16 protein-coding genes are annotated in these 19,909 nt (G+C 59.0%); 8 read left to right on the forward strand and 8 right to left on the reverse strand.

The window, feature by feature from the left end:
* Nucleotides 1-497 precede the first annotated feature (497 nt).
* From feoA to feoC, 3 genes are read left to right on the forward strand one after another with little or no spacing between them, the layout of a single operon-like run.
* Complete coding sequence (gene feoA, locus AFK67_RS19165; protein WP_007720663.1) at nucleotides 498-722, forward strand: ferrous iron transporter A; 225 nt, start codon at nucleotides 498-500, stop codon at nucleotides 720-722.
* 26 nt (nucleotides 723-748) lie between these two features.
* Nucleotides 749-3,064 (forward strand): Fe(2+) transporter permease subunit FeoB, encoded by a 2,316-nt coding sequence (gene feoB / locus AFK67_RS19170; protein WP_032967135.1) that lies wholly within the window; start codon nucleotides 749-751, stop codon nucleotides 3,062-3,064.
* Entirely contained in the window at nucleotides 3,064-3,300 is a 237-nt protein-coding gene (gene feoC / locus AFK67_RS19175; RefSeq protein WP_007720658.1) for a [Fe-S]-dependent transcriptional repressor FeoC, read from the forward strand. Before feoB ends, feoC begins: the two co-directional genes overlap by 1 nt.
* A 33-nt stretch (nucleotides 3,301-3,333) precedes the next feature.
* Here the strand turns inward: feoC and AFK67_RS19180 are convergent, their stop codons facing one another.
* Entirely contained in the window at nucleotides 3,334-3,603 is a 270-nt protein-coding gene (locus tag AFK67_RS19180; RefSeq protein WP_032967133.1) for a YdgH/BhsA/McbA-like domain containing protein, read from the reverse strand.
* Between the two features lie 84 nt (nucleotides 3,604-3,687).
* Nucleotides 3,688-4,467: a pimeloyl-ACP methyl ester esterase BioH gene (bioH, locus tag AFK67_RS19185; RefSeq protein WP_007720654.1), complete on the reverse strand. Its 780-nt coding sequence runs from the start codon at nucleotides 4,465-4,467 to the stop codon at nucleotides 3,688-3,690.
* 39 nt (nucleotides 4,468-4,506) lie between these two features.
* Between bioH and gntX the strand changes: the two genes are divergently transcribed.
* Together gntX and nfuA are read left to right on the forward strand one after the other, a co-directional pair.
* Nucleotides 4,507-5,184 (forward strand): DNA utilization protein GntX, encoded by a 678-nt coding sequence (gntX, locus tag AFK67_RS19190; protein WP_071602782.1) that lies wholly within the window; start codon nucleotides 4,507-4,509, stop codon nucleotides 5,182-5,184.
* 58 nt (nucleotides 5,185-5,242) lie between these two features.
* Complete coding sequence (gene nfuA / locus AFK67_RS19195) at nucleotides 5,243-5,818, forward strand: Fe-S biogenesis protein NfuA (protein ID WP_007720650.1); 576 nt, start codon at nucleotides 5,243-5,245, stop codon at nucleotides 5,816-5,818.
* A 159-nt stretch (nucleotides 5,819-5,977) separates the two neighbouring features.
* Here nfuA and cspE read toward each other — a convergent pair whose 3' ends face one another.
* From cspE to malP, 3 genes are all read right to left on the reverse strand, one after another.
* Entirely contained in the window at nucleotides 5,978-6,190 is a 213-nt protein-coding gene (gene cspE / locus AFK67_RS19200) for a transcription antiterminator/RNA stability regulator CspE (RefSeq protein ID WP_004386389.1), read from the reverse strand.
* Between the two features lie 269 nt (nucleotides 6,191-6,459).
* The gene (gene malQ / locus AFK67_RS19205) at nucleotides 6,460-8,559 is read right to left on the reverse strand and encodes a 4-alpha-glucanotransferase (RefSeq protein ID WP_007713262.1); all 2,100 of its coding nucleotides are present in this window, start codon (nucleotides 8,557-8,559) and stop codon (nucleotides 6,460-6,462) included.
* Nucleotides 8,560-8,569: 10 nt separating this feature from the next.
* The gene (gene malP / locus AFK67_RS19210; RefSeq protein ID WP_038884650.1) at nucleotides 8,570-10,972 is read right to left on the reverse strand and encodes a maltodextrin phosphorylase; all 2,403 of its coding nucleotides are present in this window, start codon (nucleotides 10,970-10,972) and stop codon (nucleotides 8,570-8,572) included.
* 600 nt (nucleotides 10,973-11,572) lie between these two features.
* Here malP and malT point away from each other — a divergent pair.
* Nucleotides 11,573-14,278, forward strand: coding sequence for an HTH-type transcriptional regulator MalT (malT, locus tag AFK67_RS19215; protein WP_032966531.1), 2,706 nt, complete (start codon nucleotides 11,573-11,575; stop codon nucleotides 14,276-14,278).
* 157 nt (nucleotides 14,279-14,435) lie between these two features.
* Here the strand turns inward: malT and AFK67_RS19220 are convergent, their stop codons facing one another.
* The 3 genes from AFK67_RS19220 to glpE all read right to left on the reverse strand — a co-directional run bounded on the left by AFK67_RS19220 (nucleotide 14,436) and on the right by glpE (nucleotide 16,475).
* Nucleotides 14,436-15,194, reverse strand: a complete 759-nt coding sequence (locus AFK67_RS19220; protein ID WP_007753145.1) for a DeoR/GlpR family transcriptional regulator — start codon at nucleotides 15,192-15,194, stop codon at nucleotides 14,436-14,438.
* A 25-nt stretch (nucleotides 15,195-15,219) separates the two neighbouring features.
* A complete protein-coding gene (glpG, locus tag AFK67_RS19225) occupies nucleotides 15,220-16,050 on the reverse strand; it encodes a rhomboid family intramembrane serine protease GlpG (protein WP_038874244.1) in 831 nt (276 codons plus the stop codon).
* An 80-nt stretch (nucleotides 16,051-16,130) separates the two neighbouring features.
* Nucleotides 16,131-16,475: a thiosulfate sulfurtransferase GlpE gene (gene glpE, locus AFK67_RS19230; RefSeq protein ID WP_007753158.1), complete on the reverse strand. Its 345-nt coding sequence runs from the start codon at nucleotides 16,473-16,475 to the stop codon at nucleotides 16,131-16,133.
* Nucleotides 16,476-16,684: 209 nt separating this feature from the next.
* Between glpE and glpD the strand changes: the two genes are divergently transcribed.
* Complete coding sequence (gene glpD / locus AFK67_RS19235) at nucleotides 16,685-18,202, forward strand: glycerol-3-phosphate dehydrogenase (RefSeq protein ID WP_038884652.1); 1,518 nt, start codon at nucleotides 16,685-16,687, stop codon at nucleotides 18,200-18,202.
* Between the two features lie 145 nt (nucleotides 18,203-18,347).
* Nucleotides 18,348-19,907 (forward strand): sensor domain-containing diguanylate cyclase, encoded by a 1,560-nt coding sequence (locus tag AFK67_RS19240; protein ID WP_007730526.1) that lies wholly within the window; start codon nucleotides 18,348-18,350, stop codon nucleotides 19,905-19,907.
* The last annotated feature ends 2 nt before the right edge of the window (nucleotides 19,908-19,909 follow it).

A 19,909-nucleotide genomic window follows, 5' to 3' on the forward strand; every position in this document is an offset into this window, starting at 1 on the left:
GGTAATGCCAGTGGCGGGTGCGCTTACCCGCCCTACGTTTTGGCAGACGTTTTTGATTCTGTAGGGTGGGTAAGCGCAGCACACCCGCCATTTATTCCTTACCCAAACCACCACTTATTTAAAAATCGACATTCAGAAATAAAATCAAATATGAACGCGGTTACATTTTTCATTTAAATAACAATACGTCTAAATAAATAACACGCGGCGCTTCAGGCAAAGCGAAAAAAGAACCGCAATTAACTCTAACCAAATGAATATTAAATAATAAATTTATTTAAAAATCCGTGCCGCCGGGCGAGGCCTCTACTTTTTTTGCGCCAGAACAAATAAACATCAGATATTGCCGCTGCGCCGCAATATTGCGTTGCAGATAAAAACCATTCTCATTACCATCTTAATCAGATAAACGATCCCTTCCCGCGCAATAATCGGCTTTCGGCCGTTGCAGAGCCACGACCCGCCGCCGCTGAGCGCATCCGGAATAAGCAGGTTTTATGCAATTCACGCCTAATAGCAGCTGGAAAATTACCGGTTTCGCCCGCGACATCAGCCCGGCGTACCGCCAGAAATTATTGTCGCTCGGCATGCTGCCGGGCTCGTCGTTTGAGGTAAAACGCGTCGCGCCATTGGGCGACCCGATTCATATCGAAACCCGACGCGTAAGCCTGGTGCTTCGCAAAAAAGATCTGGCGCTGTTGCAGGTTGAAGCGGCCCGCTGACCTCTCCCGTTGTTGAGTGTATGCACATGAAAAAATTAACCATCGGCTTAATTGGCAATCCGAACTCCGGTAAAACCACGCTGTTTAATCAGCTTACCGGCGCACGTCAGCGCGTGGGTAACTGGGCGGGCGTAACGGTGGAGCGCAAAGAGGGGAGCTTCGCGACGACCAATCATCAGGTCACGCTGGTCGACCTGCCCGGCACCTATTCCCTGACGACCATCTCCTCCCAGACGTCGCTGGACGAGCAGATAGCCTGCCATTACATTCTCGGCGGCGAAGCTGACCTGCTGATAAACGTGGTCGACGCCTCCAACCTTGAGCGCAACCTCTATCTGACGCTGCAACTGCTGGAGCTCGGCATCCCGTGCGTGGTGGCGCTGAACATGCTGGATATCGCCGAAAAGCAACATATCCGTATTGATATCGACGCGCTGGCGAGCCGGCTCGGCTGTCCGGTGGTGCCGCTGGTCTCCACGCGCGCGCGCGGTATCGACAGCCTGAAAATCGCAATTGACCGTCATCAGCAGAATCAGGCTATCGAGCACGTGCACTACCCGGCGGCGCTGACGGCGGCGGCGGACGCGCTGGCGGCCAGGATGCCGCCGACGCTCTCTTTGCAGCAGCGCCGCTGGCTCGGCCTGCAAATGCTGGAAGGCGATATCTACAGCCGCAGCGTGGCGGGCGCCGCTACCGTCCATTTGCCGCAGACGCTGGCGGCACTTGAAACTGAGCTTGATGACCCGGCGCTGCATATCGTCGATGCCCGCTATCAGAGCATCGCGACGATTTGCGACGCGGTGAGCAACAGCCTCACCGCCGAGCCGCACCGTCTGACGGCCGCCATCGACAAAATCATCCTCAACCGCTTCCTTGGCCTGCCGGTGTTTCTGGGCGTGATGTACCTGATGTTCCTGCTCGCCATTAACATCGGCGGCGCGTTGCAGCCGATTTTCGACGCGGGCTCGGTGGCGATTTTCATTCACGGGCTACAGTGGGTCGGCGCTACGCTGCACTTCCCCGCCTGGCTGACGCTGTTTCTCGCCCAGGGGATCGGCGGCGGCATCAATACCGTGCTGCCGCTGGTGCCGCAGATCGGCATGATGTATCTGTTCCTGTCGTTTCTTGAAGATTCCGGTTATATGGCCCGCGCGGCGTTTGTGATGGACCGTCTGATGCAGGCGCTGGGGCTGCCGGGCAAATCGTTCGTGCCGCTGATTGTCGGCTTCGGCTGCAACGTGCCGTCGGTGATGGGCGCACGCACACTGGATGCGCCGCGCGAGCGGTTGATGACCATCATGATGGCGCCGTTTATGTCCTGCGGCGCACGGCTGGCGATTTTCGCCGTCTTCGCCGCGGCGTTTTTCGGTAATGACGGCGCGCTGGTGGTCTTTTCGCTCTATCTGCTCGGCATCGTGATGGCTATTCTGACCGGTCTGATGCTGAAATATACCCTGATGCGCGGCGAAGCCACGCCGTTCGTGATGGAGCTGCCGGTGTACCACGTGCCGCATCTGAAAAGCCTGCTGTTGCAAACCTGGCAGCGCCTGAAAGGCTTTGTGTTGCGCGCCGGGAAAGTGATTGTGGTGGTCAGCGTATTCATCGGCGCGCTCAATAGTTTTTCGTTCAGCGGCAAGACCGTGGACAACATCAACGACTCCGCACTCGCTTCCGTGAGCCGGGTACTGACGCCGCTGCTGGCGCCGATTGGCGTGCAGCAGGATAACTGGCAGGCCACCGTCGGGTTATTCACTGGCGCGATGGCGAAAGAAGTGGTGGTCGGCACGCTGAACACGCTCTACACCGCCGAAAATATCCACGAAGCGCCGTTCGACGCGGCGAGTTTCAGCCTGAAAGACGAACTCGCCGGCGCGCTGGCAGAAACCTGGCAGAGCCTGAAAGACACCTTCAGCCTGAGCGTGCTGGCAAACCCGATCGAAGCCAGTAAGGGCGATGGCGAGATGGCGACCGGCGCGATGGGCGTGATGAGCGCGAAATTTGGCAGCGAAGCCGCCGCGTACAGCTATCTGGTGTTCGTGCTGCTCTACATTCCCTGCATTTCGGTCATGGGCGCGATTGCCCGCGAGTCGAGCCGCGGCTGGATGGGCTTCTCGATCCTCTGGGGCCTGAACATCGCGTATTCACTGGCGACGGTGTTCTACCAGAGCGCGACATTCCAGGCGCATCCGCTCTACAGCCTGACGTCGATACTGGCGGTCGTGTTGTTTAACGTGGCGCTCATTACCGCGCTGCGCCGGGCGCGTAGCCGGGTGGATGTGAGCCTGCTGGCGCCGCGCCAAGACGCACGCTGCTGCGATACGCCTGCCGGGGAGTGCCACTGATGGCCACGCTCATGGAGGTGCGGGATCTGCTGGCGCTGTCGGGAAGGATAGACGCACAGCGCATCAGCGACCAGCTCGCCGCGCCGCTGCCGTTAATTAACGCGATGCTCAGCCGCCTGGAGGCAATGGGAAAAGCGGAGCGTCAGGAAGAGGAATTATCGGGCTGTCTGAGCGGCAGTTGCCGCCGCTGCCCGGAGGGCAAAGCCTGCCGCAAAGAGGTGTGGCGGCTGCGTTAACAGTGAGGGCGGGCGCTATGCCCGCCTTTTTTATTACTTGTAAACATCTGCCGTGGCGTGAATGTCTTTGCCGGTTTTTTCGCCGCTGGTGATGACATAATATTTGCCACCCATTTCATCAGCTTTCTTAACCAGTTCGGCTTTCGCGTCCATCGGCGCGGTGCCTTTGTCAGAGACGATCGTGCCGATTTTGGTGAGATTCATCTCTTTCACTTTATCTTTTTGCAGCTCTTCCGCCGCCAGCGCGCCAAACGACAGCGAACCCAGAACAACAGATAACAGCATACCCGTGCGTAGTTTCATGTTTTTGGCTCTCTACTCAGATGATTTGAAAAGGCGCCGATAAAAACGCCCCGATAACAATGACATCTAAAGTATGGCTCGCTTTTACCGGTTTGCCAGGCGCGCTTTTAGCGCCAGCAGCGCGTCGCAGAATTCGCGGGGGTGAGAGATGAACGGCGCGTGGGCCGCTTTATCGAACACCCGCGAATCGCTGGCGGGCCAGCGCTCGTCCAGCAATGCGGCGACCTTACGCGGCACCAGTCCGTCGAGCCGCCCGTAGAGGCGTAAAAACGGCCCCTGCCAGGCGGCGAGCGCCTCGCGCAGATCGGCGGTTTTCAGGATTTCCAGCCCGCCGTTTAACACATCAGCCCCCGGCATCTGCTGCGCCAGCACAATGGATTTCAGCACGCGCGCGTCCTGCCGTGCCGTCTCGGTGCCGAGCGTTTGCAGCGCCAGGAAGCGCTCGACCGTGCGCTGGAAATCGTCGCTCAGCTGACGCTGAAAACCGCTTAACACCTCAGGCTTAATACCGGGCCAGTCGTCGCCCGCCTGAAAACAGGGCGACGACGCGACGGTCACCAGCGCCTCGACCCTGGACGACACATTCAGCGCTACCTGGCTTGCCACCAGCCCGCCGAGGCTCCAGCCGAGCCAGATGGCGCGCTCAGGCGCGCGGCTCGCCACCAGACGCGCCATCTCATCAAGCGTCAGCGCGCCAAACCCCTGGCTGCGCCCGTAGCCCGGCAGATCGACCAAATGCAGCGTAAAGTGCGAGCTTAATTCCTGCGAAATGCAACGCCACACTTCGGCATTCAGCCCCCACCCGTGCAGCAGCACAAGATGACAATTTCCTTCGCCCGTGGTCTGCCACCAGATGTCATTCATCCGTTACTCTTCTCATGATTGATGTACAAGGAGGTCGTCATGCTAACAATACCGGGGAGGTGTTGGCTATGCCGGATGCCGCTGCACATACCGGGCTGGGGAGTGTGTTCGTGCTGTCAGCGGCGGCGGCAAACGCCGGTCTGTCCGCAATGTGGACTGCCCGCCGCGCTGGAGACGCTGCCCTGCGGCCGCTGCCTGCAAAAACCGCCCGTCTGGCAGCGGCTTATTGCCGCGAGCGACTATGCGCCGCCGGTGAGCGCGCTGGTGCATCAGTTTAAATTCCACGGACGCACCGCGCTTGCGCCCGCGCTCGCCCGTCTGCTGCTGTTAAACGTGCTGGCCGCGAAGCGCGCCGCCGCCCTGCCCGCCGCGGATCTCATCATCAGCGTGCCGCTGCACCGCACCCGTGCCTGGCGACGCGGCTATAACCAGAGCGCACTTATCGCCAATACGCTTTCCCGGTGGCTCGGGATACGCTACGTGCCGGGTGCCGTAACGCGTATCAAATCCGCCCCGCCGCAGCGGCAGCTCAACGCCCGGCAGCGACGCAGCAACCTGAAAAACGCCTTCCGGGTTGAATTACCGGTGGCGGGTCTCCATATCGTTCTTGTGGATGATGTCGTCACAACAGGGAGTACGGTTGCCCAAATCGCGCGCCTGCTCAAGCGCAACGGCGCGGCGACTGTCCAGGTATGGTGCCTGTGTCGAACCTTGTAGAGCCTCGATGATGGGCGTATTATAACCAACTAAAATAGTCAACTATTAGGCCATTGCTATGATCCGTATTTCCGATGCCGCCCAGGCACACTTTGCCAAGCTACTGGCAAACCAGGAAGAAGGGACGCAGATCCGCGTATTCGTTATTAACCCAGGCACCCCGAATGCTGAATGTGGCGTGTCTTACTGCCCGCCCGACGCCGTGGAAGCTACGGATACCGCACTGAAATTCGACCTGCTCACCGCCTATGTGGACGAACTGAGTGCACCGTATCTGGAAGATGCGGAAATTGATTTTGTGACCGACCAGCTGGGCTCACAGCTCACGCTGAAAGCGCCTAACGCGAAAATGCGTAAAGTGGCCGATGACGCGCCGCTGATGGAGCGCGTGGAGTATTTACTGCAATCGCAGATCAACCCGCAGCTGGCAGGCCACGGCGGTCGCGTGACGCTGATGGAGATAACCGACGAAGGCTACGCCATTCTGCAATTCGGCGGCGGCTGCAACGGCTGCTCAATGGTAGACGTGACCCTGAAAGAGGGTATCGAAAAGCAACTGCTGAACGAGTTCCCGGAGCTCAAAGGCGTGCGCGATCTTACCGAGCACCAGCGCGGCGAGCACTCGTACTACTAAGCGCTGAACGCCGGCCATAAAAAAGCCCGCTTTAAGCGGGCTTTTTTTTCGCGTATGCTCGGAATAAAAAAACCCGCACAAGGCGGGTTCTTTTTTGCGTCGATTTCACTGCTCAGGGCTTTCCCGTCATCGCTGTCGGAAACCGCGCAGGCAGGGCGATTAGATAGCAGTTACGTTCGCAGCTGCCGGGCCTTTCGCGCCGCTTTCAACGGAGAAAGAGACCTTCTGGCCTTCTTCCAGGGTTTTGAAGCCGTTGTTCTGGATAGCGGAGAAGTGAACGAAAACGTCCTTGCTGCCGTTGTCCGGAGTAATGAAGCCAAAACCTTTTTCCGCGTTAAACCATTTTACTAAACCAGTCATTTTATCAGACATGTTATCACCTTAAATAATTCATTGAGCCTTACGGCATTCGTGGCCTGCATAACAGAATTTACTTAGCGCTTATGGAGGAGACTCAAGAAGGGATATCGCGGGATAACACTTGGTATGAGAACTGCTTTACTAAACTGCTTTTCGACGGGTCTGTCTCGCAAACCGAGGAGTGCATTAACGCATGTCCATTCACACAAAGCAAGCTTTTTTATTGAGGGAAGAAAAAGCGTCGCCCCTGCGCGCCTTAAGCGAAACGCAGGGGCGAACGATTACTTACGCTTTACCGCAGACGCGGCACGACGGCGTTTATCCAGATCGCTAATCAATCGGTTCACGGTCGGGTCGGCAAACATCGCCTCCAGCCCGACAGTGAGCTTACGCCGCCAGTTTTGATACTGGTCGCTGGTACCAGGAATATTGACCGGCTGCGCCATATCGAGCCAGTCTTCCGGCTGCAGGCCGAGCAACGCGCTGTTGCTGTCAGCGATATACCGCTGGAGCGCGCGGTTCAGCGTGGCGCCCATTTTCATGCGCGCGGCGTGATGCCCGGCGCGTTTCGGCAGACAACCGTGCTGATGCAGACTCTCAAGCAGCCCCTGTTTGGCGCGCTCGCGGTCGGCATACAGCCCCTGCAACACCTCTTCGTCAGGGTAGAGACCAAGTTTTTTGCCAAGCGTCAGATCGCCGCTCTCCCAGTAGCCGCGCAGCGTCGGCAGGTCATGGGTCGTCGCGACCGCCATCGCCTGCGTCGTCCAGCGCTTCGGCGCGCGGAAGCGGCTGCCGCCTTCGTTTTCGAAATAGAGCACTTTGTACGAGTAAACGCCGCTGTCGCGCAGCTTGCCGACGATCTCTACCGGCACCGTGCCGAGATCTTCGCCGATCACCATGCAGCGGTGGCGCTGGCTTTCCAGCGCGAGGATCGCCAGCAGATCGTCCACCGGATACTGCACGTAAGCGCCTTTATCCGCAGTTTCGCCGTAAGGGATCCACCACAGGCGCAGCAGCGACATGACATGGTCGATACGCAATGCGCCGCAACTGGTCATATTGGCGCGCAGCAGCTCGATAAACGGCTCGTAGGCGCGCGCCTGCATCACGTGCGGATCCATCGGCGGCAGGCCCCAGTTCTGACCAAGCGGGCCGAGAATATCCGGTGGCGCGCCGACAGAGGCCTTCAGACAGTAAAGCTCGCGGTCGCACCAGGTCTCCGCGCCGCCTTCCGCCACGCCAACTGCCAGATCGCGGTACAGCCCAATCGGCATCGCATGTGACTGGCTGGTCTCCCAGCAGCGGGCGAACTGCTCATACGCGAGCCATTGCAGCCAGAGATAAAAATCGACCTCATCCGCGCGTTTTTTGCAAAATGTCTGCACTTCCGGGCTGCTGGTGTCCTGATATGCTTTTGGCCAGGCGGGCCAGCCCCAGCGCATCGGATCTTCCTGCGCCTGCCAGGCGTGAATGGCGTCAAACGCCGCCTGCCAGTAAAGCCCCTCGCCCGCACGGGCGACGAAATCGCGAAACGCCACCACGGCGTCGTCGTCCGGGCCGCGGGCAGAGAAATGCTTCCAGCCCATGCGCAGCGCCGTGAGCTTCAGCGTCGTAACGCCGGTGTAATCGACCCACTGCGATTCACGGGCAGCCTTCACCGCCTTTTGCGTCGCATCAAGTCGCCACCAGGCCTGCGCCTCGTCGCTCAGGCGGAAATCGTCCACCGCGTTGACGTCGATATAAATCACGTTGAGCCAGCGGCGCGACGAAGGGCTGTACGGGCTCGCGCTTTCCGGGTTCGCTGGGTAGAGCGCGTGGATTGGGTTGAGACCGATAAAGGCGCCGCCGCGCGCGCCCACTTCATTGAGCATCGCCTTCAGATCGCCGAAATCACCGATACCCCAGTTATTTTCTGAGCGCAGCGTATAAAGCTGCACACAGGCGCCCCAAAGCTTTTTGCCGTCGCGCAGCGCCTGCGGCTCATAGCAGCGCTTCGGCGCGACGATAAGCCGACAGTGCCAGCGGCTCTCTTCACGGGTAAGCGTGAGCGTGTGATAGCCCTCGGTAAGTTTTGCCGGCAGCGTGAGCGCCTCACCGCCGCGCGCGACGCCGTTAAACTGCTCGCCCGTCTCGCTGGTCAGCAGCCACGTATACTCGCCGCGCCCCTGCGGCGTGAGCTGCATACGGCGGCTCTTCGTCACCACCAGCACCGGCGGCAGCGGCGATTTCGCGGCCGCTTTCGGCGCGACGTCGGAGTTCATCGCGTCCAGCAAACGCCGTTTGGTCTCAGCGCCAATCGCCTGCGGTTTGCCGTGCGCGTTGATGTAGTTAGGGCTAATCCCCGCCGCAAGGGCGGAGGAGTCAAGGCGTTTGCTTTCCATGGCGGCTCCTTTAGCGTTTTGCCTGCCAGATACGTTGCTGATAATCCCGGATAGAGCGGTCAGAGCTGAACATGCCGCAGCGCGCGGTGTTAAGGATAGCCGCGCGGGTCCAGGCTTCCTGGTCGCGGTAGAGCACATCCACCTGCTTCTGGGCTTCAACATAGGCGGAAAAGTCCGCCATCACCAGGTACGGGTCGCCGCCCTGTTTATCCATGCTGTGCAGCATCTGGTCGAAAGCGTGTTTGTCACCGTCAGTGTAGATGCCCTTCTCCAGCTCTTTGAGCACCGCGTCCAGCAGTTTGTCTTTTTTGCGCCATTTCACCGGGTCATACCCTTTGGCTTTCAGCGCTTTCACTTCTTCGACGGTGTGGCCGAAGATAAAAATGTTCTCTTCGCCAACCTGCTCGGCAATCTCGACGTTCGCGCCGTCCAGAGTACCGACAGTGAGTGCGCCGTTCAGCGCCAGCTTCATGTTGCCGGTGCCGGACGCCTCTTTACCGGCCGTCGAGATCTGCTCGGAGATATCCGCCGCCGGGATCATCATCTCAGCGACAGAGACGTTGTAATCCGGCAGGAAGACCACTTTCAGCTTATCGCCGACGGCCGGATCGTTATTCACCGCCTGCGCCACTTTGTTGATAGCGTAGATGATATTTTTGGCGAGGTAGTACCCCGGCGCGGCTTTAGCGCCGAACAGGAAGACGCGCGGCACGCGGTCAGCCTGCGGGTTTTCGCGAATTTCTTTGTACAACGCCAGGATATGCAACAGGTTGAGGTGCTGACGTTTGTACTCGTGCAGGCGTTTGATCTGCACGTCGAACAGCGCGTTCGGGTTGATTTCAATGCCGGTGCGGGCATGGATATATGCTGCGAGACGCTTTTTATTCTCCTGCTTGATGGTGCGGTACGCGTTGCAAAACGCCGCGTCGTCGGCATATTTTTCAAGCCCGGCCAGCGCGTCGAGATCGTTGACCCACTCTTTTTTCAGGGTTTTATCGATAAGCGCGGCCAGCGCCGGGTTGCACTGTTTGATCCAGCGGCGCGGCGTAATGCCGTTGGTGACGTTGTGGAATTTGTTTGGCCACAGCTGGTGATATTCCGGGAACAGATCTTTTACCACTAAATCGGAGTGCAGCGCCGCCACGCCGTTAACGGCAAAGCCGCTCACCACGCAGAGGTTCGCCATACGCACCTGGCCGTTATGCACCACGGCGAGCTTCGCCCACACCGCCTCGTCGCTAGGCCAGGTTTTGCTGACCAGCTTTTTAAAGCGCTTGTTGATCTCTTTGATGATTTGCATGTGGCGCGGCAGCAGCGCGCGAATAAGGCGCTCGTCCCAGCACTCCAGCGCCTCTGGCATCAGGGTGTGGTTGGTGTAGGCGAACGTGTTGCTGGTGATAGCCCAGGCCTCGTCCCAGCTCAGCTGATGCTCGTCAATCAGCACGCGCAGCAGTTCCGGGATGGCAATCGTCGGGTGGGTGTCGTTAAGCTGAATCACCTCGTACGCCGGCAGTTCGGCAAGCTTGCGGCCCGCCAGATGATGACGACGCAGAATATCGGCAACCGAGCAGGCGCACTGGAAATATTGCTGCATCAGACGCAGCTTTTTGCCCGCCTGATGGTTGTCGTTCGGGTAGAGCACTTTGGTAAGTTTTTCGGCGTCGATGCCCTGCTGCTCGGCGCGCAGGAAATCGCCGTCGTTGAATTTCGTCAGGTCAAACGGGTGCGCGTGCGTCGCCTGCCACAGACGCAGCGGCTGCGCCACGCTGTTGCGATAGCCGACCACCGGCAGGTCCCAGGCTTCGCCCGTTATCACAAAGCCCGGCTCCCAGCGCGCATGTTTGCCTTCTTTGATAACCTTGCCGCCAATCCCTACCGGCACGTTCAGCGCCGCGTTATGGGTAAACCACGGATAGTTGCGACGCTGCCAGTCATCCGGCGCTTCCATCTGCCTGCCATCGTCGAACGACTGACGAAACAGCCCGTACTGGTAATTAAGACCATAGCCGGTCGCAGACTGGCCGACGGTCGCCATCGAATCCAGGAAGCAAGCCGCCAGACGCCCGAGGCCGCCGTTGCCCAGCCCTGGATCGATTTCCTGCTCCAGCAGATCGCCGAGATGGATATTGTGACCCTCAAGAATACGGCTGACCTCATCATGCCAGCCCAGATTCAGCAGGTTGTTGCCGGTCAGGCGGCCAATCAGAAACTCCATGGAGATGTAGTTAACGTGGCGCTGCTGCGCCTTCGGCTCGCGGGCCGGAATTGCGACAAGCAGTTCCGAGAGCGCGCCGCTGACCGCCTGCCACCACTGGCGCTGCGTCATTTCTTTGGCGCTGTGCAAACCAAAACGCTGCCACTGACGGGTCAGGGCGGCTTCGAAATCGGCCGGATTAAAGGTGGGCTGTGACATAGTGAATCGGGGTCCTGTAGCATGAAAATAGGGAGAATTTTCGTTAGTTTGCCCGGGCGCCTGAGCGAATTCCTCATCCTGCGGGGGATTAGCGAGGGAGGAGAAACGGGGAGTAGCAAAAACTGTGATCGCCGCCACTAAACCTTAGTTGGGAGCGGGCAAAACGACAGGAAAACGCACAGGAATTTCGTCTCGTGACGCGGTTTATCACGCGCTGAACATCGCCGGGCAAGCGCCCTGTTACAGAAGAAATGAATTCTCACTAAAAATAACGGTTCAACGGCATTCCGGCGTCATTTCCAGGTGATTTCGCGCACAAAAATGGGTAAAAACGGCACTCCGTCATCGGGTTTGCTGCCCCGGCGGCGAAATAAAACGCAGCGCCCGGAAGACGCCAGACCAGAGCCAACGGCCTTTGCAGCCCCACGGCCGGGAAATATTCACAGAAAAAATGGAAATGTGACAGAGTGCAACTTTAAGCGGCCCCAAAAAGGACATAACTTGCATTCGCGCCCATTCTGTCCGACCTTAATTTAGTATTAATTACGAAGCGCAAAAAAAATCGTCATCTCGTTGCCTCCTGCACAGTGAAGTGATCCTATGTTGATACCGTCTAAGTTAAGTCGCCCGGTTCGTCTTGAACACACTGTGGTTCGTGACCGTCTTCTGGCTAAATTATCCGGCGCTAGCAACTACCGACTGGCGCTTATTACCAGCCCTGCCGGCTACGGCAAAACCACGCTGATTTCCCAGTGGGCGGCGGGCAAAACCGAACTGGGATGGTATTCACTGGATGAAGGTGACAACCAGCAGGAGCGCTTCGCCAGTTATCTTATCGCCGCGGTCCAGCAGGCGACCGGCGGCCACTGCGTCAGCAGCGAAGTCATCGCGCAAAAGCGCCAGTACGCCAGCCTCTCCTCGCTCTTCGCGCAGCTGTTTATCGAGCTGGCGGAGTGGCCGCGTCCGCTCTATCTGGTGATTGACGACTACCACCACATTACCAACCCGGTTATCCACGAGGCGATGCGCTTTTTCCTGCGCCATCAGCCCGATAACCTGACGCTGGTTGTGCTGTCGCGCAACCTGCCGCAGCTCGGCATCGCCAACCTGCGCGTGCGCGAACAGCTGTTGGAAATCGGCAGTCAGCAGCTCGCCTTTACGCATCAGGAAGCCCGCCAGTTTTTCGACTGCCGCCTGAGCCAGCCGATTGAACCGGCGCAGAGCAGCCGTCTGTGCGATGACGTCGCCGGCTGGGCCACAGCGTTGCAGCTTATCGCCCTCTCCGCCCGGCAAAATACCGGCGCGGTGCATCAGTCGGCGCGCCGTCTGGCGGGCATTAACGCCAGCCATCTCTCCGACTATCTGGTGGATGAAGTCCTGAACAACGTCGATGCCGACACCCGCCAGTTTCTGCTGAAAAGCGCCCTGCTGCGTTCGATGAACGACGCGCTGATTGTGCGCGTCACCGGTGAAGAAAACGGCCAGATGCGCCTTGAGGAGATTGAGCGCCAGGGGCTGTTTTTACAGCGCATGGATGACTCCGGCGAATGGTTCAGCTATCACCCGCTGTTTGGCAATTTCCTGCGCCAGCGCTGCCAGTGGGAGCTGGCGACGGAGCTGCCGGATATCCACCGCGCCGCGGCGGAAAGCTGGATGGCGCAGGGCTTCCCGAGCGAAGCTATCCATCACGCGCTCGCGGCGGGCGACGCCAATATGCTGCGCGATATTCTTCTGAATCACGCCTGGGGGCTGTTCAATCACAGCGAACTGACGTTGCTGGAACAGTCTTTAAAAGCGCTGCCCTGGGAGAGCCTGCTGGCGAACCCGCGCCTCGTACTGTTGCAGGCGTGGCTGATGCAGAGCCAGCATCGCTACAGCGAAGTGAACACCCTGCTGGCGCGCGCCGAGCAAGAGATGAAAGGCGAAATGGACGAGACGCTGCACGGCGAATTTAACGCCCTGCGCGCACAGGTCGCCATTAACGACGGCGACCCGGACGAAGCCGAACGCCTGGCGATGGTGGCGCTCGACACGCTGCCGCTGGCGAATTTCTACAGCCGCATCGTGGCGACATCGGTTCATGGCGAAGTACTGCACTGCAAAGGCGATTTAACCAAATCGCTGTCGGTGATGCAGCAGACCGAGCTGATGGCGCGCCGTCACGATGTCTGGCATTACGCGCTCTGGAGCCTTATCCAGCAGAGCGAAATTCTCTTCGCCCAGGGCTTTTTGCAGGCCGCCTGGGAGACGCAGGAAAAGGCGTTTGTGCTGATCCAGGAACAGCATCTGGAACAGCTGCCGCTGCATGAGTTTTTGCTGCGCATTCGCGCGCAGTTGCTGTGGGCCTGGGCGCGCCTTGATGAAGCGGAAACCTGCGCGCGCACCGGTATGACGGTGCTGGCAAGCTATCAGCCGCAGCAGCAGTTGCAGTGCCTGGCGCTACTGGTGCAGTGTTCGCTGGCGCGCGGCGATCTCGACAACGCCCGCAGCCATCTCAATCGCCTTGAAAACCTGCTGGGCAACGGTCATTACCACAGCGACTGGGTGTCCAACGCCGATAAAGTGCGGGTGATTTACTGGCAGATGACCGGTGATAAAGCGGCCGCCGCCGCCTGGTTGCGCCAGACGCCGAAACCGGCCTTCGCCAATAACCACTTTTTGCAAAGCCAGTGGCGCAATATCGCGCGCGTGCAGATCCTGCTTGGCGAGTACGGCCCGGCGGAGATGGTGCTGGAAGAGCTGAACGAAAACGCCCGCGGCCTGCGCCTGATGAGCGACATCAACCGTAACCTGCTGCTGCTGAACCAGCTTTACTGGAACGCCGGACGTAAAAGTGATGCCCAGCGGGTCTTAATGGAAGCGCTGACGCTCGCGAACCGCACCGGGTTTATTAGTCATTTTGTCATTGAAGGCGAAGCGATGGCGCAGCAGTTGCGCCAGCTGTTGCAGCTCAATACGCTGCCGGAAATTGAACAGCATCGCGCCCAGCGCATTTTGCGCGACATTAACCAGCATCATCGCCACAAGTTCGCGCATTTTGACGAGAATTTTGTCAACAAGCTGTTGAATCACCCGGAAGTGCCTGAGCTTATCCGCACCAGCCCGCTGACCCAGCGCGAGTGGCAGGTGCTGGGGCTTATCTATTCCGGTTACAGCAATGACCAGATAGCCGGCGAGCTCGATGTGGCCGCCACCACCATCAAAACCCATATCCGCAATTTGTATCAAAAGCTCGGCGTGGCGCATCGTCAGGCCGCCGTGCAACATGCGCAACAGCTGTTGAAAATGATGGGGTATGGGGTTTAAGACGTCGATTTATGCCGACAGCAGGTGGCAGAGGGTAAACGGTGGGTGCGCTGCGCTTACCCATCGCAGACGTCATTCACACTCATGGTTAATGTAGGGCGGGTAAGCGCAGCGCACCCGCCACCTCACTCACGGCGTTACCTCACCCTCAACACCATCAGCACAGCTCCAACTGCACCTTGTTGGCGTTAATCACCTGCATAACGCCTGCGGGCGGCAGGATGTCAGTATAGACCGCGTCCACAAGGCTGATGCTGCCTAAATTCACCATCGCGTTACGGCCAAACTTCGAGTGATCCACCACTAACATCACGTGCCGCGAGTTCTCGATAATCGCGCGCTTGGTGCGCACTTCGTGATAATCAAACTCCAGCAGCGAGCCGTCGCTGTCGATGCCGCTGATGCCCAGAATGCCGAAATCGAGTCGGAACTGAGAGATAAAATCGAGCGTCGCCTCGCCAATAATTCCGCCGTCGCGGCTTCGCAATTCGCCGCCCGCCAGAATAATGCGGAAATCGTCTTTCACCATCAGCGTGTTCGCCACGTTCAGGTTATTGGTGACGATACGCAGATTTTCATGGTTTAACAGCGCGTGCGCCACGGCCTCGGGCGTAGTACCAATGTCGATAAACAGCGTCGCGCCGTTAGGAATTTGGCTGGCGACTTTATGAGCGATACGCTCTTTTTCCGCCGTCTGCGTGGCTTTACGGTCATGCCAGGAGGTGTTGACAGAGCTTGATGGCAACGCCGCGCCGCCGTGATGGCGCAGGATCATGTTTTGTTCAGCGAGATCGTTGAGATCGCGGCGAATGGTTTGCGGGCTGACGGCGAACTGCTCCACCAGCTCCTCGGTACTCACATAGCCCTGCTTTTTAACCAGTTCGATAATGGCGTCGTGACGTTGTGTTTGCTTCACACCCTTCTCCTGACGTGTTGCCGTATTATTTTCGTTTTCGCGCATGCAGAGTATCCGTCATGGCCATCGCCAGGCCAATCAGCATCCCCGCCACCAGATCGGCGTTCGCCGTCTTGTTGCCAAACAGGCCCAGCCCGCCGATAGCCAGCCACAGCAGCATAAACACCAGAATGCCGCGCGGCAGATGCAGCCCGCTTTCCGGCTCGCGCTCGCCGCGCAGCCAGACATAACCGACAAGCGCGTAAACCACGCCGCCGAGGCCGCCGAACCACGGGCCGCCGACCTGATACTGGATAACGCCGCCGACCAGCGCCGTCACCAGCGTCAGCGTCAGCAGCTTGCCGCTGCCCGCCATCTTCTCCAGCGGACCGGCAAGATACCACCACCATAGCAGATTGAAGATCAGGCTCAGGAGGGAAAAGTGCAGCAGTAAGGGGCTGACATAGCGCCAGAGCTGAAATTTGAGAGAGGGATCGAAAGGCCATGCAAGCCAGACGGCGACTTGCGGATAACCGATGAAGCTCATCGCGAGATACGCCACGATACAGAGCGCCATCATCCCAAGCGTCAGCGGGCCCGCGTGGGCGCGCACCGTCGCCATAAACGGATAAGAGCGGTAGCGCAGGCCGGCGTTGAGCTGCCCGGTCTGCCAGCTCGCGGAGAGATAGCGCGGATCGCTCGGGTGCGCCAGAAAATAGCTCAGCTCCGCTTTGACTCTTTCAGCCTGCGATTCATCGGCCAGCCAGACATCCCAGGTGTCGTGCCGCTGAATATCCAGCACAACGCCCTGGGTCGCCATATAGTCAACAAACGCCTGGGCCAGGCGCGGGTTATCAAACGCGTTAATCATCAACATAGATAGCAAGTCGTTCTGTTCAGAAGGGTATCCCCACACAAGGGAAACAGTATACCTGCGAACGACGCGGACACCGACGCTTAACTCTGCGCGTGCGCCACTTCCGCCGGGAAATGGCGATGCCAGGCGTCGAAACCGCCGTCGACGCTGTAGACTTGCTCAAAGCCCTGATGAATCAGGTACTGCGCCGCGCCCTTGCTGCTGTTGCCGTGATAGCACATCACCAGCACCGGCACGTCGAAATCCGTCTGCTGCATAAACGCAGACAGCGTGGCGTTCGTTAAATGAAACGCGCCCGGCGTGTGGCCCATTGCGTAGCTTTGCGGATCGCGAATATCCACCAGCACGGCGCTCCCCTGCTGCAGTTTCTGGTGCGCTTCTTCGACATTAATACATTCAAACTGATCCATGGTGCTCTCTTTCATCGGTAAAGGGGGCGTCTGCCCGACACAACGACGCGCGGCGCGTGTGTCGATAATAACGTAAGTGTAAGGCTTCCTCCGGCTGTAACGCCATAATGTTATTCACATCACACTGAATTGTTTTTTTGTTGTTATCAAAAGCGCGTTTGTTTGCTATTATGAGCGATAACGAACATTTATGAGCTTTAACGAAAGTGCGTGAGGGCAGCAGCATGGAAACCAAAGATCTGATTGTGATAGGTGGGGGCATTAACGGTGCCGGTATCGCGGCAGACGCCGCAGGGCGTGGATTATCTGTGCTGATGCTGGAAGCGCAGGATCTGGCGTGCGCCACCTCTTCCGCCAGCTCCAAATTGATCCACGGCGGGCTGCGCTACCTGGAACACTACGAGTTCCGCCTGGTGAGCGAGGCGCTGGCCGAGCGCGAGGTGCTGCTGAAAATGGCGCCGCACATCGCCTTCCCGATGCGCTTTCGACTGCCGCATCGCCCGCACCTGCGTCCGGCGTGGATGATCCGCACCGGCCTGTTTATGTACGATCACCTCGGCAAACGCACCAGCCTGCCGGGCTCTACCGGTTTGCGTTTTGGTTCGGATTCCGTCCTGAAGCCGGAGATCGTGCGCGGTTTCGAATATTCTGACTGCTGGGTCGACGACGCTCGCCTGGTACTGGCGAACGCCCAGATGGTCGTTAAAAAGGGCGGCGAAGTGCTGACCCGCACCCGCGCCACCTCTGCCCGCCGCGAAAACGGCCTGTGGATTGTGGAAGCGGAAGATATCGATACCGGTAAAACTTATACCTGGCAGGCGCGCGGTTTAGTGAACGCCACCGGCCCGTGGGTGAAAAACTTCTTCGACGACGGCCTGCAGCTGAAATCGCCTTACGGCATTCGCCTCATCAAAGGCAGCCATATTGTGGTGCCGCGCGTGCATACCCAGAAGCAGGCGTACATTCTGCAAAACGAAGATAAACGCATCGTGTTTGTTATTCCGTGGATGGACGAGTTCTCCATTATCGGCACCACGGATGTCGAGTACAAAGGCGATCCGAAAGAGGTGGCGATCGACGAGTCGGAAATCAGCTACCTGCTGAAAGTCTACAACGCGCACTTCAAGAAACCGCTGGGCCGCGACGACGTGGTCTGGACCTATTCCGGCGTGCGTCCGCTGTGCGATGACGAATCCGATTCACCGCAGGCGATCACCCGTGACTACACGCTCGATATCCATGACGATAACGGCAAAGCGCCGCTGCTGTCGGTTTTCGGCGGTAAGCTCACGACTTATCGCAAGCTCGCCGAGCACGCGATGGAGAAACTGACGCCGTATTATCACAATATCGGCCAGGCGTGGACCCGTAACGCGGTGCTGCCAGGCGGGGCGTTCCAGGGCGAGCGCGACGATTACGCCGCACAGCTGCGCCGCCGTTATCCGTTCATCAGCGAGACGCTGGCGCGCCACTATGCCCGCACTTACGGCAGCAACAGCGAGCTTATCCTGGGCGATGCCGCGGACCTGAACGCGCTTGGCGAAAACTTCGGCCATGAGTTCTACGAAGCGGAGCTGCGCTATTTAGTGGAGCACGAGTGGGTGCGCCGTCTGGATGACGCCATCTGGCGCCGCACGAAAGTCGGAATGTGGCTGACCGCCGAAGAGCAGTCGCGCGTCGCGCAGTGGCTTGCCGAAAACGTCGGTAAAAAGGCCAACGTCACGCTCTCTCTCGCCTCGTAATTCCTCTCTGTTCTGCGGCCGCGCTCCCTCTGCGCGGCCGCCTCTTTTCTCACGTAATCCCGCCATCATCACGGCATTCTCTCGCTACACTTAACAAAAGCGTATTACTATCGGTTATCTCATATGCCTTCAGGGGGAGCCCCGTTTGCGCAAGGCAACATTCCGTTCGCCGGATGGCGTGATGCTGGCTTTTTTGCTGTTGATCTCACTGCTGGTGGCGGCGATCAGCGGCTGGTCGCTGTGGCAATCCTGGCAGCACAGCGTCGAAGAGACAGAGCGGCAGGCGCGCAACCAGTCGATTTCGCTGGCGCGCCAGGCGGAAGATACCTTTCTTCAGGTGCAACTGACGCTTGATGAGCTGGTACGCCGCTCCGACGACATTTTCCTGCAACCCGCCGAATGGAATGGTCTGCGCGGCCAGCTCGCCCAGCAACAGCGTCAGCTGCCGCAGCTTCACGGCCTGTTCGTCTATGACGTTAACGGCGACTGGCTCGCCACCTCCGGCAGCTATATTCCCGCGAAGGCCAATAACGCCGACCGCGAATATTTTATCTGGCACAGCCAGCATAGCGATGTCGGTATCCGCATCGGCCATGTGCTGCGCAGCCGCTCTACCGGCGATCTGGTGGTGCCGGTCTCGGTACGCCTGAACAATCGCGAGGGGCGCTTTCGCGGTGTGCTGCTGGCGACAGTGAAGCTCGATTATTTCCGCCAGTTTTACGGTTATTACGAGATGGGGCCGAGCGATACGCTGGGCATCACGTTTGTAGACAGCACGGTGCTGTACGTGCGCCCGTTCCCGGATTCCTACATCAACCGCACCCTCTCCTCCAGCCCGCTCTTTACCCGCATGCTGAAGATAGCCCCAACCGGCGGCGGCGCCTGGAAATCGGCGATTGACGGCGTGCCGCGCATCTTCGGCTACTCCATGCTGGCGCGCTATCCGCTGGTGGTGTCGGCGGGCTACGACATCAATCAGCTGCGCGCGATCTGGTGGCGCAACAACATTCCGACCGTAGCGTTGAACGCCGTACTGCTCGGCGTGGTGATGATTTTCGGCGTGCTGGTGTTGCGCCAGATCCGCGCCACGCTGCGCTACCAGAGAGAGCTCATCGTGCTGCGCGACGACCTGACGCGCTCGAACCATATTTTGCAGGATCTGGCGCTGGTGGATGGCTTAACCGGGCTTGCCAATCGCCGCCAGTTCGATATCTACCTGGAGCAATGCATCACGCGCGCCCGGCGTACTGGCATGCCGCTCTCGCTGGTGATGTGCGATGTCGACTACTTCAAAAACTATAACGACGCCCTGGGCCATGTGGCGGGCGATGAGTGCCTGACGGCGGTTGGTGAAATTCTGCGTTATCTGCCGCTGCGCAACACCGACCGGGTGGCGCGCTACGGCGGTGAAGAGTTCGCGATTATTCTGCCGGGCGCGGATACCCATGCCGCGCAGCGGGTGGCGTTACGCGCGCTGGAGGCTGTCCATCACGCACGGCTGGCGCACCCGGCCACGCCGCTGAAAGACAAAGTGGTGACAATAAGCGCGGGCGCCGCCACGGTTGTGGGAGAAGACGCAGATGCGGAAACGCTGAAAAACCAGGCGGATGAGGCGCTCTATCAGGCGAAGCGCGCCGGGCGTAACTGCGTGGTGGGCGCGGCGGGCGTCAGTCATATGCTGATGGACGTGCCGTCGCAGGCGTAACG

It is taken from the genome of Cronobacter dublinensis subsp. dublinensis LMG 23823 (genome assembly GCF_001277235.1).
Taxonomy (GTDB): domain Bacteria; phylum Pseudomonadota; class Gammaproteobacteria; order Enterobacterales; family Enterobacteriaceae; genus Cronobacter; species Cronobacter dublinensis.

Coding starts and splice junctions, on each gene's coding strand:
- feoA (WP_007720663.1), top strand. CDS start 498: ATGCAATTCACGCCTAATAGCAGCTGGAAAATTACCGGTTTCGCCCGC.
- feoB (WP_032967135.1), top strand. CDS start 749: ATGAAAAAATTAACCATCGGCTTAATTGGCAATCCGAACTCCGGTAAA.
- feoC (WP_007720658.1), top strand. CDS start 3,064: ATGGCCACGCTCATGGAGGTGCGGGATCTGCTGGCGCTGTCGGGAAGG.
- AFK67_RS19180 (WP_032967133.1), bottom strand. CDS start 3,603: ATGAAACTACGCACGGGTATGCTGTTATCTGTTGTTCTGGGTTCGCTG.
- bioH (WP_007720654.1), bottom strand. CDS start 4,467: ATGAATGACATCTGGTGGCAGACCACGGGCGAAGGAAATTGTCATCTT.
- gntX (WP_071602782.1), top strand. CDS start 4,507: ATGCTAACAATACCGGGGAGGTGTTGGCTATGCCGGATGCCGCTGCAC.
- nfuA (WP_007720650.1), top strand. CDS start 5,243: ATGATCCGTATTTCCGATGCCGCCCAGGCACACTTTGCCAAGCTACTG.
- cspE (WP_004386389.1), bottom strand. CDS start 6,190: ATGTCTGATAAAATGACTGGTTTAGTAAAATGGTTTAACGCGGAAAAA.
- malQ (WP_007713262.1), bottom strand. CDS start 8,559: ATGGAAAGCAAACGCCTTGACTCCTCCGCCCTTGCGGCGGGGATTAGC.
- malP (WP_038884650.1), bottom strand. CDS start 10,972: ATGTCACAGCCCACCTTTAATCCGGCCGATTTCGAAGCCGCCCTGACC.
- malT (WP_032966531.1), top strand. CDS start 11,573: ATGTTGATACCGTCTAAGTTAAGTCGCCCGGTTCGTCTTGAACACACT.
- glpG (WP_038874244.1), bottom strand. CDS start 16,050: ATGTTGATGATTAACGCGTTTGATAACCCGCGCCTGGCCCAGGCGTTT.
- glpE (WP_007753158.1), bottom strand. CDS start 16,475: ATGAAAGAGAGCACCATGGATCAGTTTGAATGTATTAATGTCGAAGAA.
- glpD (WP_038884652.1), top strand. CDS start 16,685: ATGGAAACCAAAGATCTGATTGTGATAGGTGGGGGCATTAACGGTGCC.